Below are 15,585 nucleotides of genomic sequence, written 5' to 3' on the forward strand. Positions count from 1 at the left end.
CGGGCGCGGCATGACCGCGCGGCTGGTCGCGTTGCTGCCGGTCGGGGTGCCCGCGCTCACGCTGGGTTTCGGTTACATCGCCATCTTCAGCGGCGACACGCTGCCCTGGCTCGGATCGTTGCCGTTGCTGATTGCCGCCCATACGGTGCTGACCTTGCCCTACCTCACGCAAACGCTGCTTAGCGACTTGCGCCACCTCGGCATCGCGCGCCTCGAAGCGTGTGCTGCGACGCTTGGCGCCACGCCGCTTCGGCAGTTCTTCACGATCGTTTTGCCCAACCTCCGGCAGAGCCTGTTCTCGGGACTCGTCATGGTGGCCGCACTGTCGATCGGGGAATTTCAGGTGTCCAACCTGATCGCCGGCTTTCGCTACCGGAACTATCCGGTCGTGCTGTTGCAGGCGTTTTACGGCGCGACCGGCATGGCGTGTGCCGCCACCGTGGTCCTGCTTTGCCTCGCGGTGATCGCGACCCTGGTATCGATCAACACTGTTCAACGACTGAAGTAAAACGATGAGCCTCCAGTTCGACAACGTGAGCTTTACTTATCCCGGCGCGCAACACGGTATCGAAGCCGTCACGCTGTCGGTCACGCCGGGCGAACTGCTCGCCGTGATGGGCCGCAGCGGTTCCGGCAAGTCGACGATCCTGCGGCTGACTGCGGGTCTGCTGGACGGCTATCGAGGACGGATCGCGATCGACGGGCGCGACGTGGCGGGTGTTCCGGTGTGGCGCCGCGAGGTCGGCATGGTGTTCCAACAATACGCACTTTTTCCGCATCTGAACGTGCTGGACAACGTGGCCTACGGGCTGCGGATGCGCGGCATCGATGCCGCGAAACGCCGGGCTCGCGCGCTCGACATGCTCGAACGGGTCGGTCTTGCCGAGCATGCCGGGCGGCGTACGACCTTGCTGTCGGGCGGGCAACAGCAACGCGTCGCGCTGGCTCGCGCGCTGGCGTTCGAGCCGAAGGTGCTGCTGCTCGACGAACCGCTTGCCGCGCTCGACGCAGGCATTCGTCAGCAGCTACGCGACGAGATTCGCACGCTGCAGCGCGCATGCGGCGCCACTACCCTGCTGGTCACGCACGATCAGGACGAAGCGTTGAGTCTTGCGGACCGCGTGGCCGTGGTCGACGGCGGGCGTGTCTTGCAGGTGGATACGCCTGAACGTCTCTACGAGCAGCCGGTATCGACCCAGGTCGCGCGCTTCGTCGGTCATTCGAGCGTGATGCCGGGGCGCGTGATTGCGAACGGCACGGTCGACGTTTCCTTTGCGCTGCTGTCCGCCGATACCCGTGCTTTCCGCCCTGGCGATCAGGTGGAGGTCCTGCTTCGTCCCGAGCACGTGCAGCCCGATCCGCCGGCGAACGCGGTTAACCGGCTCGCCGGTCGCCGCGCCGAGGTGCGCTACTTCGGGGCGACGTGCCGCTATGACTTCGTTCCGGATTCCACGCAAAAACCGCTTCTGTGCGAAGGACGCCGTCTTGCCGAACACGCCATCGCCATCGACCCCGAACACTTGCGCGTGCTGCCCGCGCCGACCGGTCAATTTTGCTAATTCACCTTGTTTGACGGAGAACCAGAATGTTTGCAGGGCTTAGTCTTTTGTCGCGAGTCCGCCGTATCGCCGGAGTCGTTTGTGCATTGTCGATACTGACCGCCGCGTCTGGCGCACATGCCGCGCCGGCCGCGCCGCTTTACCCCGGAGAAGACGCGTTGTACGCGAAGGCCGCGGATGAAGGACTCGTCGTGTCGTTCGACACCGGTCCCGAATGGGCCAACTGGAAGGCGCTGTTCGCCGAGTTCAGAAAGCGCTATCCGAAGGTCGAGATTACGTACAACGATATCGGCTCGGCCGCGACGGTGGTGGCGCTCGACAAGTCGCGCCGACGTCCGCAGGCCGACACTGCGTACTACTTTGCAGCCTCCGCACTGGACGCCGTCAACAAGGACGTGGTGGCGCCGTTCAAGCCGCTCAATTTCGACAAGCTGCCGCCGGTGTTTCGCGAGCGCGACGGCCGCTGGTTTACGGTCCATTCGCTGAACATCGCCCTGCTGGTCAACCGGAAACTGATCAAGGACGTCCCGCAGGGTTGGGCCGATCTGCTCAAGCCCGAGTACCGTAACTCGGTGGTCTATCTGGATCCGCGTTCGACCGGACAGGGACAGGTCGCGGTCTTCGCTGCGGCTTATGCGTTCGGCGGCAGCGTCGACAATCCGAAGCCGGGTGCCGACTTTTTCGGCAAGTTGCGCGAAGCGGGCAACGTGATGCGCGTCGAAGGCACCACTCCGTACGCGAAGTTCGTCAAGGGCGAGATTCCGATCCTGATCGGCTACGAAAACGACGGCCTCAAGGCGAAGTACGCCGACGGCATGGGCGACGCCGTCGAGGTCGTGATCCCGAAGGAAGCGACGGTGTCCGCACCGTACGCCATCAGCCTCGTGAAGGACGGCCCGAATCCGAACGCGGCGCGTCTGTGGTTGAACCTGGTTATGAGCGACGTCGGCCAGGCGCTGTTCGCGCAAGGCTACGTGCGTCCCGCGGTGCCTGACGTGCAGCTCTCGGCGGACATCCGCGCGAAGATGCCCGACGTGCCGCAGATGCATCCGCTCGACGTGGTCAAGGCCGCGGCGAAGAAAGCGGAAGTCGACCAGTTGTGGGCGCAGGCAGCGCTCGCGAAATAAGGGGCGGCAGATGGGAACTTCCTCGATGAACGAAGGGCTCGCGCGGCGTTTCGGCGCGGTTCCGGCGGGCCTCCTTCTCGCCCTGTTCTTTGCGCTGCCGCTCGGCGCATTGCTGGTTTCGGCGGCTGAGGGGAACGGCGAGGCCTTCGTGCGCCTCGCTCATGATCCGCTGGTGGTCAGTGCGCTCGGTCACTCGCTCGCGCTGGCGCTCGCCGCCGGCACCGTGTCGCTGGCGGTGGGGCTGCCGCTTGCGATGGTGCTGGCCGGACAGCCGCCGCAGCGGCGCGGCTGGTTGCTCGCGTTGCTCGGCGTGCCGTTGGCGTTTTCCGGCCTGGTGATTGCGTACGGGTTCATTCTCACCTTCGGCCGCGCCGGCTTCGTGACGAGCGTCCTCGCCCGCCTCGGCGCCGACCCGGCCACGGTCGGGGCGCTGATCTATACGACCGCGGGTCTGGTCGCGGCCTACGCGTACTACCTGATTCCACGCGTGGCGCTGATGCTCTATCCGGCGATTGCCAACCTGGACCGCCGTCCGATCGAGGCCGCGCTGACACTGGGCGCGTCACCTCTGCGAGCGCTCTTTGACGTGGCGTTGCGGGAACTGTGGCCATCGGTCGCCGCGGCCTGGTGTCTCGTCACATCGATTGCACTGGGAACCTACGGTACCGCACTCGCGCTCGCCGGGACGCAGATCAATATCGTGCCGCTACTGATGTACCTGAAACTTTCAGACGGACAGACGGATTTTCCGCAGGCAGCCGCGCTTTCGCTGGTGTTGATGGCGGTCTGTACGTGCGTTCTGGCACTAGGAGAATGCCTTGCACGGCAACGACGACACTGAATGGTCCAACGCAGCGTACCTGGCGCTGCAGAGATTGGCAGTTCACCAGACGGGGCCAATGCGGCATGCGATGCCGGTCGGATTGATCGGTCCTAGGGAGGCCACACTGGAACAACTGCAGGCGGCGAGAAACCTGAGCTACGCGTTAGCGGGCACCGGCATGACGATTCTCTGCGGCGGCAAAGGCGGGGTGATGGAAGCGGCCGCGTTCGGCGCAAAACGCGCGGGCGGCATCGTGATCGGCCTGCTGCCCGAGGACGATGCGAACGAGGCTAACCCGTTTCTTACGGTGGCGCTGCCAACCGGATTGGGCATCACAAGAAATGCGTTGATTGCGCGCGCTTCGCTCTGCCTCATCGCGATAGGAGGCGGGTTGGGCACGTTGTCGGAGATGGCGCTTGGCCTGCAGTGGAACAAGCCCGTCTTCACGCTGCTAGGTGCACCTTTGGTACGGGGGGCCGAGGTGTTCGACGATGTTGATACGCTCGTCGTCAGCGTGGCGAACTGGCTTGTAACCGCGAGACAGACGCAAACAGCCAAAGAGTGAAACGGAATGCGGGCGCGAGTCACCGACTCGCGTCCGAGGCTCTGATGTAACAGGTATTCAAATCAGTTTAATCACTTCTCTCTAATAAATAGGCATCCTTATCATGATGAAAAAAACCGCCGTGACATTGCTCGCGATGAGCAGCCTGTCGCTCACCGCACACGCACAGAGCAGCGTGACCCTGTACGGGATTGTCGACGCAGGTCTTGGCTATACGAGCGGCCAACGCGTCTTGCAGATCAAGGGCGCGGCAGGCAAGCCGGCCGTCTACAGTAACGGATCGAGCTATGGGTTTGCGAGCGGCACCTGGTCAGGCGATCGCTGGGGGCTGAAGGGCAACGAAGACCTGGGTGACGGCCTGTCGGCGGTGTTCCAGTTGGAGAACGGCTTTAACATCGGTACGGGGCAGCTCGGTCAGGGCGGCCGCGAGTTCGGTCGTCAGGCATGGATGGGATTGTCGAGCACGAAACTCGGCAAGCTCACGCTGGGTCGCCAGTACGATCCGATCGTCGACTTCGTCGGCAGCATCAGCGCGGGGACCTTTCTGACGGGCATGGGCGCGCACCCCGGCGATCTGGATAACATCGACAATCAGGCGCGCGAGAGCAACTCGATCAAGTACACGAGCCCGGTATTTTCGGGGCTTCAGTTCGGCGCACTGTACGGTTTCGGCGGTCAGGCGGGCAGCGTCAAGAATCAGAGCACGTGGAGTTTGGGCGGCCAATATACCCGCGGTCCGTTCGCCATCGGCGCGGCCTACATGCAGGCGACCAACGCTTACGGGGCCAATGGCGGCGCCTGGACCAGCGCGTATGACGGCACATTCGCTTCGTCGATCAACGAAGGCTTTGCGTCGGCAAAGAACCAGCAGATCATTGCCGCTGCAAGCACGTATCAGATCGGCTCGGTGACGCTCGGTGTGTCGTACAGCAATACGCAATACCAGGCCGGCAGCTTCTCGTTGTTCTCCGGCAAAGAGACGTTCAACTCGGCGGGCGCGACGGTGTCCTGGCAGGCGACGTCGGCGCTGCGCATCGCCGCGGGTTACGACTACACGCAGGGCAGTTCTATCAAAGGCGAGTCGGCGCCGAAGTACAACCAGTTCAACCTCGCCTCGTATTATTTCCTGTCCAAGCGCACGGCACTTTACGGACTGGTCGGTTACCAGAAGGCGAGCGGCAAGACGCTCGACGCATTCGGCAATACGGTCAACGCGACGGCCTCGGTCGGCGACGTGGGGAACGGAATTTCGTCGGCGAACAATGTGCAAACACTCGTTCGAGTGGGTATCCGGCAGACGTTCTAAGGCGCGGGCGGCGCACCTCGCCGCCTCACCGATATCCGTCACGTGAACTGGATAGCCGACACGCGCAAAACGCTGGATCGCGGCGCTGCCGCGACTCGCTGTGCCGGCCGTGACCGTACCCCAGGATTAGCACTCCCTTTAATTTCCCCGCCTCTCCGCTATAAATCATAGTAGGGGAGGGCTGCGTATTGTCGTACCGGCACGGTCGATGCATTCATGTATCGACCGGCCTGTGATCGCGCGCCTGTCCCTGGCATCACACCGCCATGGAGGTGCACTGTGTTTGCCCCGACTCTTGCGCGCACGTTGCTCCAAGCTGCCCTGATAGCGGCGTTTCTCTCCGGCTATCTGTGCCTGCCTCCGGCGGCGAATGCCGCGACCGTCGCTCCGCCGCCTGCCAAGGAGAAGCGGGTTCCACCGGCCAGCGCTTCAGCATCGGTCGACTTCCCTACCATCGTGGAGCGATATGGGCCCGCCGTCGTGAATATCAGCGCGACGGCGTCTGAGCAGTCATCGTCGATACCCGCTCCCGCAGCAATCGATGCGGACGATCCCATTCTTGCCTTCGTCAAGCATGTGACGCCGAAATCGCAGGCGTCTCAGGACGGTTCAGCACGCGCCATGACGGGTATGGGCTCCGGTTTTATCGTCAGCCCCGACGGCCTCATTCTGACCACCGCCCACGTGGTGGATCAAGCCGACGAAGTGACGGTCAGACTCACCGATCGACGCGAGTTCAAGGCGAAGGTCTTGGCGGTCGACGCCCAGAGCGATGTCGCGTTGATTCAGATCGATGCCACGAAGCTTCCGACCGTCAAACTTGGCGACTCGTCACGGGTGCGCGTCGGCGAATCGGTCCTGGCGATCGGCTCGCCCGACAGCTTCGCGAATACCGTTGCAGCCGGCATTGTCAGTGCCACGTCTCGCACGCTCCAGGACGGGAGCAGTTTTCCCTTTTTCCAAACCGATATCGCTGCCAATCCGGACAATTCGGGCGGCCCACTGTTTAACCGTGCCGGCGAGGTGGTCGGCATCGATGTGCAGATTTACGCGGACTCGGACAGGTCCCCCAGCCTGGCCTTTGCCATTCCGATCAACATGGCGGCCAAGGTGCGATCGCAGGTGCAAGCCGCGAAAGCGACCTCTCCTGGCGGTCTTGGCGTGGAGGTGCAGGACGTCGGCCCTGGACTCGCCGTGGCCTTTGGCCTGCCGCGACCGGCAGGTGCGCTGGTCAATTCCGTCGCGCCCGGCACAACGGCCGCCGCGAGCGGCCTCAAGCCAGGCGACGTGATCGTCCGGATCGGCGACAAGCCGATTGATCGCTCGACCGAACTCGGCGAGGATGCAGCCGCTTTGCCGCCCGGGACGAAAACCACACTCAAGCTGATCCGCAATCGAAGGCCGATGACACTCACAGTCATGGTCGGCGCGTCCGCGGAAAGCCCCAAAGCTCGACCAGTCGAAGGCGGCTCAGGTTCAGGGGATCGCCTGGGTTTGAGCATGCATCCGCTGACTGAAGACGAGCGGCGCGCGAGCGACCTGGCCGTTGGTCTGATGGTGGACGGCGTTGATGGGCCGGCGGCAAGCGCCGGCATCCAGCCTGGCGATATCGTCCTGTCGCTCAATGACACGCTGGTCGAAACGCAGGCGGACGTGGCCGCGCTGGAAGCAAAGGCAGGGAAACAGGTCGCCGTGCTGATCCAGCGCAATCACGCCCGCAGTTTCGTTTCGGTCGCGGTTAGATGATCAGCAGGCTTGCGCCAGCACGCATCTCGACCAGGGTTAACCCATTCGAAACGAGGCGGCAAAGCACATACAGTTCTGACATACCAGCAGGCTTCAGACGCGGGTAGATCTCCGCCCGGCGTGTCCGGCGGTGTTTCCTTGGTTCCACGAGATCAAAGGAGATGACAGATGGAAATCCGCGATCCTTCCCCCGGCCTCTACAACGAAGATCTCGCACCCGCCAGGCAGCGCAACTGGGGTGCGTTCAGCATCTTCAACGTCTGGACTTCGGACGTGCACAGCCTCTGGGGCTACTACCTCGCCGCCAGCCTGTTCCTGCTGTGCGGCAGCTTTATCAACTTCGTGCTGGCGATCGGGCTCGGCTCGCTGGTGATCTTCGCGCTCATGAACCTGATCGGCTACGCCGGCGAGAAAACCGGCGTGCCTTATCCGGTGCTGGCGCGCGCCTCCTTTGGCGTGTGGGGCGCCAATCTGGCAGCCATGGTGCGCGCCGTGGTGGCCTGCTTCTGGTACGGCGCGCAGACGGCGGCCGCGTCGGGCGCGATGGTCGCGTTGCTGATTCGCAGCGACGGCCTGATGGCGTTCCACAAGGGCACGCAGGTACTGGGCCACTCAGGGCTGGAGGTGATCTGCTACGTGATCATCTGGGCGCTGCAGCTACTCATCATCCAGAAGGGCATGGAAACGGTGCGCAAGTTCCAGGACTGGGCCGGTCCGGCGGTGTGGGTCGCGATGCTGATTCTTGCGATCGGCCTGTGTGTGAAGGCCGGCGGCTTCTCGTTCACCCATGGCATTCCGATGGACGTACTGCTCCAGAAGACCGGCGACGCCGGCGTCAGCGGCGAGCCCGGCTCGTTCTGGGCGCTGATGGCCGTGGGCGCGACCTGGATCACCTACTTCGCAGCGCTCTACCTGAACTTTTGCGACTTCTCGCGCTACGCGAAAAATCGCGACGCAGTGAAAAAAGGGAATTTGTGGGGCCTGCCGGTCAACCTGATCGCGTTCTCGCTGGTCGCCGGCGTGACCACCATCGCCGCCTTCAAGGTGTACGGCGAGGTGCTGCTTCACCCCGAACAGATTTCGGCCAAGTTCGACAGTTGGGTGCTGGCGCTTATCGCGGCACTGACCTTCGCGGTCGCCACGCTGGGGATTAACGTGGTGGCCAATTTCGTCTCGGCGGCGTTCGACATCTCCAACACGTTCCCCAAACGGATCAGCTTCAAAAGGGGGGGCTACATCGCCGCGGCCATCGCGCTGGTGCTCTATCCTTTCGCGCCGTGGGAAGGCAACGCCGCGCATTTCGTCAATGCCATCGGCGCCACGATGGGCCCGCTGCTGGGGATCATTCTGGTGGACTACTACCTGGTGGCCAAAGGCAATATCAATGTTGCAGCGCTCTATCAGGAGCACGGCGAGTATCGCTACGAAGGTGGCTGGAACGTCAACGCACTGGTCTCCGCGGCGGTCGGCAGCGTGTTTTCGACCTTCCTGCCAAACTTCACCAATCTGCTGCCGGTCTGGTGGAATACCTATGGATGGTTCTTCGGCGTGGTGATCGGCGGCGGCATGTACCTGATCATGGCCACGCTGCGGCCGCGTGCAGCGATCGCGCCGACCCGTGCCTGAAGGTTTTCCTGGCGCGCCGGTGGGGGCGGCTCCCGGCCTCTGGCGCGCGGAACAGGCACGGCAACAATGCTTATGGTTGGCCGTCGCCGGTCATGCTAGGATTTCTCGCAAACAACTCCGGAGACTGCTATGCCGTTCATCTGCGAAAACGTTGAATGTCGCGCCGTGCTGGCCCGCGGGCAGGTTAGATCCATTCACGAGGACGCGGGGTGGTGCTTCTACTGCCCAGACTGCAAAACGAGGAACGCGTTAAAGGATATCGGTGAGCCGGGCGGTCACGTTGAGTTGGTTCAACCGGAGAGATCCGGTCTCCCGCACAAGGTGATTGCAACGGCTCGACCGCTGGAGGACGGCAAGTACGCGGCGCAATTGCGCGTGCAAAGGGCACTCGGTATGAAAGGGACTTACGCGGTCGAAGAACACTGGGAACAGCTCGGTGTATTCCCAGACCCGAACCAGGCTGTCGCGCATGCGAAGTCTATTGCGGCAGACTTGCTGGACCGAAAGGCCTAGTCCCGAGCGCAACGCTGGATTCAGCCGCGCACACCGTGCGCGGCTCCTGACGGCTGGCCCATGACCGTAGTTCCGCGCGACGCGACAACAGGGTGTTGATCAGCGCCGGTGCCGGCGCAGCGAAGGTCGACATCACTCACGGCGCATCGACGGGAGCGAGCTTGATAAATAGTTTCGCTGCTTCGTTGCCGTGCGACAAAGCGCGCAGTGCAAGGGTGAGCGCTAGCTGCGCATCGTGGGCGACCGCACTACGGTCCTGATCGAAGAGCTTGACGGCGTGGCGCATATGCTGGGCCGCCTGATCGTGAAGCTCGGCCGCCATTGCGTGCTGTTTTGCGGCGTTCGTGTTATCTGCGCCAGAGCCGGTCGATGCCGGTGCGACCGGCGGCGTGTTCGCGCTGTGTGCGCCGGCGTCGTGTGCCTGATCGATCGCGTGCAAGGTATGGCCATGGGCCATCATCGCCTGATGTGCGGCGTGGGCATAGTCTTTACCCGCCTCGAAATGCCGCGACGCCCCGCGGTGAAATCGCGCTGCCTGCTCGTGATGTGACGCGGCGGCTTCAAGATGATCTTTTTTGTTGTGCTTCGTGCTCATACCGGCTCCTGTAAGTCCATAAGACCAACGCCGATGACGACCGATTCGAAGACCAGTGGCGGGTCGAAAACCACTGGATTCGAATTTACACGCACTTGCACTCCCGGTGACGTTTTCGTCGCACGGAATAGTTCGACAACTGACTGCGTTCAGCCAGACAACCCTGTAACTATGCGCGCCGCTGACGCCAGGTAAAGAGGTGATGGATTGCGACGGTTCTCGCAAAGACACGTGTACGCCAACTTGATCACATGATCGTCGTTTGACGCCACGGCCATCCGGCACACGTCGTCCCAGCCAACGACAACGTCAGGCGACTCTATTTCAACGTTCGCGGGCCTGCGAACCGTTGCATACGCCGCGCACAGCGCAATCCACAAGCCGGGCAGCAATTGTTCCGCCAACGCGTCAGACAATTGTGCCAGGAGGATCCGAGCCGCGTGTGTCGCAGTAACCGTGTGAAGCACCGTGAAGTCCGGCGAGCGCCAGTAGGCGCTAATCGTCGCCCGCGCCAGGTCGTCGAGTAAGGACACAGTAACCGGAGGCGCAAGCACAGCCTGCCTGAACCGCACATCGCATGCAACGGCGCGCAAGCGTGACGTGATCGAGTCGCCCTGTACAACACTGTCGTCTATTGCACGTACGACGCTGTCAAACCCGGCATCGACGTTTTTTGCTGTGCGGGACCCGTCGAAACAGGCGTCAATCGGCAGATGCGACGAGATTAACGCGGCCAGGCCGGAGGCGATTTCGCCGGGATGCACCGCCTCGATGCCGTATGCCAAGCGGATAAGCGCGTGAAAGGCCTGCGTTGCCGGTGCGAACGGCACCTCTTCCAGCACTGCCGCGATGACCGGGACGGCGCCGGCTTCGACGATCCAGTCTAGAAAACACAGGCGCAAGGCGCCGAATGCGGGGGCATTGCCGAGTTGCCGCGACCATTCGTGACGGCTGACGATTGTGTCGACAGGCGCCGCGCTTAATGCATATTCGCGCTCCCACATATCGAAGAATTCCTGCAGTCGAGCAGGCGACGCCCCCATCCCGGCCAACGCGACAAGCGCCATCGGACAATGGTTGGTTGTACCTCTGGCCATCAGGTCGAAGCGAGCGTTTGCATCCAGAAGCTCGTTCAATTTGAGCTTAACGGGGTCCTTGCGCATATTGTCGTCTCTCGATCAAAGGAACGAATCCATTGTGAAAGTTCAAGTAAACTTGAAGTCAAGAGAGAATTCGTGGAAACGTCATGAACGAGACGACGATTACAATTGGTGAACTTGCCAGACGCTCGGGCGTAGCCGCGAGTGCGATCCGCTTCTATGAGGAACAGGGGCTGATCAGCAGTACCCGAACAGAAGGTGGTCATCGGCAGTATCGAAGGGAGGTCCTCCGTCGCGTAGGGTTCATCCGCGCCGCACAGGCTGTCGGATTGAACCTTTCGGAGATTCGTTCTGCCCTTGAGACGTTGCCCGGGCAACGCACGCCGACCAGGCAGGATTGGCAGCGTCTCTCTCGCGCCTGGCAGCCTCTGCTTCAGGAACGCATCGACGGTCTTATTGCATTGCGCGATCAGCTTGCATCCTGCGTAGGTTGCGGGTGCCTTTCGCTGAAGTCCTGTTCTCTCTACAATCCCGACGATGTTGCCCGACGGCGGGGAAGCGGTCCGCGATATCTGTTGGGCGACACCTCGCGCGCTGTGTTGGCGGACGATGTCGCGGATAAGCAGAAGACGTGATGCGGCGGCAGTGATAACTCGCTAGTGAAGCGCTCACGCCGGCCTCCGTCGTCACGGCTCGATGCGTCAGCCGCCAAGACCTCCGCGCAATCACTCCAGATTTTCTGGGTCCATACTGTCCTCCAGATTTTTTCGCAGTCTCATCATGACGCGGCTTGCTGCCTCGATGTCCTCGACAGATAACCCGTCAGAGAGGCGGTTGACCCAAGCGACCTGAAGGCCCATGGCAGCGTCAAATGCTTGCCTCCCCTTGTCCGTCAAAACGACAAGTTGCGCGCGGCGATGGTGGGGGTTGACCTCGAATCTAACTAACCCTTCCTCTTCCAGGTCATTGACTATTCGCTGCACGTTTTGGCGATTGGTGCCCAGGTCCCGAGCGATCCACGCGACTGGCTGAGGCTGCTGCGCCGCGGTGATTGCGCCAAGGATCTGCCAGCGGGCGCTCGTGAGCCCGAGTTCCGCAACCAGGCGATCGCCCGCGGTCAGAAGTCGGCTATTCAGCCTGAAAAAATCGAGTATGAAGCTCGTCAGGGTCTCGCCGGCTGGCGTTCTCTTTGTCTTACGCATCTGTCACCATTGAAGTAAGTTGACATCATAGTGTCAATGCACTATAAATCAATCATGTCAAGTTGACATTATGCAACCAAACTGATGGAGCTACTATGCCGCAATTGCGTCCACTCGACCCTTCTTTCCCGATCGAACGTCAACTCGCCACTGACGCCGCCCCTGTCGTTCTTGTCAACGTTTTCACCCTAGACAAGGCTGACGAGCAGATTTTTCTTCAGGTCTGGCAGGACGATGCGGCGTTTATGAAGCAGCAGCCCGGCTTCATTTCGACACAACTTCACCGCGCAGTCGGTGAAAGTCCGACGTACCTGAACTATGCAGTGTGGGAGTCCACCGCCCACTTCCGGGCGGCGTTCACTCATCCGGAATTCAAGGCGAAGCTCACCGCGTATCCCTCATCGGCGATCGCTTCTCCGCACCTGTTCCAGAAGGTCGCAGTACCAGGTATTTGCGTGGGTTAGGGGCGCCCCGTCGGACTGGGTTCGACCAGATGCGAGCGTTCGACATGTCGACCAAAATTGACGACAATGCTCCCAAGAAAAATTGCGGATTGTGCTCCGTTGTCGGAGACGCCGCCGAACCCAAAAGGAAGCATGAAACGACTATTCCTCGCTGCACTCGCAGCCACCTCTTTCGCGACTTGCGTTCATGCGCAAAGCAACGAATCCGGACCGCTCGTCACGCCCGCGGGCAAACTGCAGTTCGAGCGCGTCGACCGTGATTTCGTGGGGATGCTCGACAAAGAGATTTTCGATCGCTTCGGTGCGAACACGCTCGCGCACTTCGATGATATCGACAGTGCAAATGACACCGTCACGCGTATGCTCGTGCAAACTGATTCAGGCCCGGTGCTGTACGACTTTCGTCACCATCCGCCGCTTGTGCAGCGCCTGGGTGAGCGCATGACGGTCAAGCGCGTGTTCTGGCAAAGCGATGAAGTCGTAATGCAAAGCTCGCAAGGCTGGTTCCGATTCAAGCGCGGCGTGCTGACGAAGCTGCAGTCGTCTACGACGACCTACCATTGATTACGCGCGCACTTCGAACGCACGCTCGCCAGCGACGATATACATCGGCTCGCCGCACACGCGACTGAACTGCTGAACGACTTCCGAACGCGGCTCAGTACTACGTGAATTCGGAGGTCGATTTCGGCCGATCATTACGTCGAGAACATCGAAATGCGATGGTACGATTATTCGCCTTCATCTCTGCGGCTCGTCCAGAATCCATGCGCAACCTCGCCTATCTGCTTCTCTCGATCACGCTCGCCTCGCCGCTCTCGGCCCAGGCGTTCGGCATGAACAATCCAGACTACGATCAATGTATCTTGCAATCGCTGAGGAACAGCCAAAGCAGCGTGGCGGCAGACGCGATCAGACGCTCGTGCGACGCGCTTTACAGAAACGGCGAGTTGCTCTTACCTCGCGAAAAATCGTATCACGTGTGTGTCCTGCAGAATGTGCAGAGCGTGAGAGACGAATTTGCGGTTCAACAGATTCTGAGAGCATGCCAACGCCAGAATCAGATGTGAGCTATTTCGGATTGCTGATGCCCCTCTCCCAAGCCTCCCGCACGGATCAGCCACGATTGTCCGCGACCGAGATCAGAGCAAGCGCCGCCGGCACGAGCGGCTGCGCTGCCTCCTTGTTTGCCAACTGTCCGTAGACGTAGGCGCCGTCGATAAGAAGTGCGATCTGGTTAGCCAGATTGTCCGGCCGGGCAACGCCGATTTGCTTCGCTAGCGTACCAAGACGGCGGCGCAACTCGACCTTATGCCTGAGGGCCACCACTCGCGCGGGATGATCCGGCGCCGGAAACTCGGTTGCCACGTTGAGAAAAGGGCAGCCGCGGTATTTCGGTGCGGCGATATCACGAGCGATCCACTTGAGGTGAGCCGTGAGCTCATCTCTGGGGGCGTTCCGGTGGCGTGTCGCGGTCTTGTCCCAATCGGCCCAATAATTCGCGTCGTCCCGCTCGAGCACCGCAGCGACAAGATCGTCCTTGGTCGTGAAGTGACGATAGAGACTGGTCTTCGCAACCCCTGAGCGTTCGACGACGAGATCGACGCCGACTGCTCTGACGCCTTCCCGATAGAACAACTCAGCCGCCGTATCGAGTATGCGTTCCCGGACGCTGGCGGAACTGGTGGTCCCGGCCTCTTTTGCGGTGGTAGGTGTGCCTCTGCTCATGACAAGTCCTCTTGAGAGACGGAAACTTTCTGCTTACCGATTACTGTACCAACATATCTCTTGACACGCTACAGATCTGTACTCTACTCTTCAAAAAAAGATACAGATCTGTAGCGTTGTTGTCTTGCCAAACTGCTGTCTCCCCGTTCGAAGAAACACCATAACAACTGGAGGTCTGCAATGACGTCGAATCAAACCGTGGTCGTCTTCGGCGCCTATGGCCACACCGGCCGCTTCGTGGTGTCTGAACTGGTCAGGCGTGACTGGAGACCTATCCTTTCCGGGCGCGATGCCAGCAAGCTGAACGCCCTCGGCGCCGCTTACCCCGGGCTGGACATTCGGCCCGCGTCGGTAGATGACCCGGATTCTCTCGACCGGGCGCTTGCAGGTGCGGCCGCTGTGATCAATTGCGCCGGCCCTTTCGCCAGTACGTCCGCGCCGGTGATCGAAGCCGCGTTGCGTGCACGGATTCCGTATCTGGACGTCGCGGCGGAGTTAGAGGCCAATCTGGATACGTTCAAGCATTACGCTGAACGGGCGCGCGAGGCGGGCATCGTGATCGTGCCGGGGATGGCATTTTTCGGCGGCTTGGGCGATCTCCTTGCCACGGCGGCAATGGGCGATTGGACGGCAGCGGACGAAATCTGCATCGCCTATGGGCTCAGTAGCTGGAAGCCGACGCTCGGCACAAGGGCGGCAGGCCAGGTGTCGCGGCAGCGTAGAGAGGGGCGGCGCCTTGTCTTTACGAAAGGGCAGATGGCGTTCCGCACGGACGCAGCGCCGGTTGGCGAATGGCAGTTCCCTGCACCGCTCGGCACGCAGCCGGTCATTGGAGAATTCACGATGGCAGATACGGTGACGATCGCGCGCCATCTGGAGACACCCGAGATACGCTCGTACATGACGGCCGTGGCGGTTAAAGACCTGTTGGAGCCGGATGAGTCGCCACCTGTCGCGGTCGACGAAAACGGACGCTCCGCGCAAACCTTCCTGGTCGACGTTGTCGTACGGTCGGGGGGCAACGAACGCCGTGCATCGGCAAGCGGTCAGGATATCTACGCAATCAGCGCGCCTCTGGTGGTTGAGGCGGTCAGGCGTGTCGTCAGTGGGCGGGTCCACGGAGCAGGCGTCTTCACCGCCGGCGAAGCCTTCGGCGCGCGTGACTTTCTGGAGTCGCTGCGTCATCAGGAGCATCTGGCATTGGAGATGCCGTGAATGGTGGCCCTGCTGT

18 protein-coding genes are annotated in these 15,585 nt (G+C 61.6%); 14 read left to right on the top strand and 4 right to left on the bottom strand.

The genetic code is table 11. From position 1 onward, the window contains the following. The 9 genes from P3T25_RS34355 to P3T25_RS34395 form a co-directional block, all read left to right on the top strand. Positions 1-508 (top strand): ABC transporter permease (locus P3T25_RS34355; protein ID WP_429361464.1); only part of this gene is annotated, 508 nt, incomplete at its 5' end. Between the two features lie 4 nt (positions 509-512). Beyond that, complete coding sequence (locus tag P3T25_RS34360; RefSeq protein ID WP_154557860.1) at positions 513-1,559, top strand: ABC transporter ATP-binding protein; 1,047 nt, start codon at positions 513-515, stop codon at positions 1,557-1,559. Between the two features lie 26 nt (positions 1,560-1,585). Then, positions 1,586-2,686 (top strand): extracellular solute-binding protein, encoded by a 1,101-nt coding sequence (locus P3T25_RS34365; protein ID WP_154557859.1) that lies wholly within the window; start codon positions 1,586-1,588, stop codon positions 2,684-2,686. A 10-nt stretch (positions 2,687-2,696) separates the two neighbouring features. Further along, on the top strand, positions 2,697-3,527 hold the full coding sequence (locus P3T25_RS34370; RefSeq protein WP_429361467.1) for an ABC transporter permease: 831 nt from the start codon (positions 2,697-2,699) through the stop codon (positions 3,525-3,527). 58 nt (positions 3,528-3,585) lie between these two features. Further along, positions 3,586-4,074 (top strand): TIGR00725 family protein, encoded by a 489-nt coding sequence (locus P3T25_RS34375; protein WP_154558016.1) that lies wholly within the window; start codon positions 3,586-3,588, stop codon positions 4,072-4,074. A gap of 106 nt (positions 4,075-4,180) precedes the next feature. Then, on the top strand, positions 4,181-5,380 hold the full coding sequence (locus P3T25_RS34380) for a porin (RefSeq protein WP_429361531.1): 1,200 nt from the start codon (positions 4,181-4,183) through the stop codon (positions 5,378-5,380). A 279-nt stretch (positions 5,381-5,659) separates the two neighbouring features. Continuing rightward, positions 5,660-7,126 (top strand): trypsin-like peptidase domain-containing protein, encoded by a 1,467-nt coding sequence (locus tag P3T25_RS34385; protein ID WP_168435510.1) that lies wholly within the window; start codon positions 5,660-5,662, stop codon positions 7,124-7,126. Positions 7,127-7,294: 168 nt separating this feature from the next. Continuing rightward, on the top strand, positions 7,295-8,752 hold the full coding sequence (locus P3T25_RS34390) for an NCS1 family nucleobase:cation symporter-1 (RefSeq protein WP_154557857.1): 1,458 nt from the start codon (positions 7,295-7,297) through the stop codon (positions 8,750-8,752). Positions 8,753-8,881: 129 nt separating this feature from the next. Beyond that, positions 8,882-9,265: a hypothetical protein gene (locus tag P3T25_RS34395; RefSeq protein WP_154557856.1), complete on the top strand. Its 384-nt coding sequence runs from the start codon at positions 8,882-8,884 to the stop codon at positions 9,263-9,265. A 136-nt stretch (positions 9,266-9,401) separates the two neighbouring features. On the opposite strand, the gene P3T25_RS34400 is transcribed toward P3T25_RS34395, so the two are convergent. Beyond that, entirely contained in the window at positions 9,402-9,860 is a 459-nt protein-coding gene (locus P3T25_RS34400) for a hypothetical protein (RefSeq protein ID WP_154557855.1), read from the bottom strand. 149 nt (positions 9,861-10,009) lie between these two features. Beyond that, positions 10,010-11,023, bottom strand: coding sequence for a questin oxidase family protein (locus P3T25_RS34405; protein ID WP_154557854.1), 1,014 nt, complete (start codon positions 11,021-11,023; stop codon positions 10,010-10,012). Positions 11,024-11,106: 83 nt separating this feature from the next. Here P3T25_RS34405 and soxR point away from each other — a divergent pair, with 83 nt between their 5' ends. Then, a complete protein-coding gene (soxR, locus tag P3T25_RS34410; RefSeq protein WP_154557853.1) occupies positions 11,107-11,595 on the top strand; it encodes a redox-sensitive transcriptional activator SoxR in 489 nt (162 codons plus the stop codon). Between the two features lie 90 nt (positions 11,596-11,685). On the opposite strand, the gene P3T25_RS34415 is transcribed toward soxR, so the two are convergent. Beyond that, positions 11,686-12,162: a MarR family winged helix-turn-helix transcriptional regulator gene (locus P3T25_RS34415; RefSeq protein ID WP_429361471.1), complete on the bottom strand. Its 477-nt coding sequence runs from the start codon at positions 12,160-12,162 to the stop codon at positions 11,686-11,688. A gap of 95 nt (positions 12,163-12,257) precedes the next feature. On the opposite strand from P3T25_RS34415, the gene P3T25_RS34420 reads away from it, so the two are divergent. From P3T25_RS34420 to P3T25_RS34430, 3 genes are all read left to right on the top strand, one after another. Further along, on the top strand, positions 12,258-12,626 hold the full coding sequence (locus P3T25_RS34420) for an antibiotic biosynthesis monooxygenase family protein (RefSeq protein WP_154557851.1): 369 nt from the start codon (positions 12,258-12,260) through the stop codon (positions 12,624-12,626). A 132-nt stretch (positions 12,627-12,758) separates the two neighbouring features. After that, positions 12,759-13,190, top strand: a complete 432-nt coding sequence (locus P3T25_RS34425) for a hypothetical protein (RefSeq protein WP_154557850.1) — start codon at positions 12,759-12,761, stop codon at positions 13,188-13,190. Positions 13,191-13,393: 203 nt separating this feature from the next. Further along, positions 13,394-13,696: a VF_A0006 family four-cysteine protein gene (locus tag P3T25_RS34430; RefSeq protein ID WP_154558014.1), complete on the top strand. Its 303-nt coding sequence runs from the start codon at positions 13,394-13,396 to the stop codon at positions 13,694-13,696. 46 nt (positions 13,697-13,742) lie between these two features. Here the strand turns inward: P3T25_RS34430 and P3T25_RS34435 are convergent, their stop codons facing one another. Continuing rightward, positions 13,743-14,354 carry a TetR/AcrR family transcriptional regulator gene (locus P3T25_RS34435; RefSeq protein WP_154557849.1) on the bottom strand — a complete coding sequence of 204 codons (612 nt, stop codon included), beginning with the start codon at positions 14,352-14,354 and terminating at the stop codon, positions 13,743-13,745. A 180-nt stretch (positions 14,355-14,534) separates the two neighbouring features. On the opposite strand from P3T25_RS34435, the gene P3T25_RS34440 reads away from it, so the two are divergent. Then, positions 14,535-15,569 (top strand): saccharopine dehydrogenase family protein, encoded by a 1,035-nt coding sequence (locus P3T25_RS34440; RefSeq protein ID WP_154557848.1) that lies wholly within the window; start codon positions 14,535-14,537, stop codon positions 15,567-15,569. The last annotated feature ends 16 nt before the right edge of the window (positions 15,570-15,585 follow it).

Origin of the sequence: Paraburkholderia sp. GAS32, assembly GCF_050434225.1 — a bacterium.
GTDB lineage: Bacteria > Pseudomonadota > Gammaproteobacteria > Burkholderiales > Burkholderiaceae > Paraburkholderia > Paraburkholderia madseniana.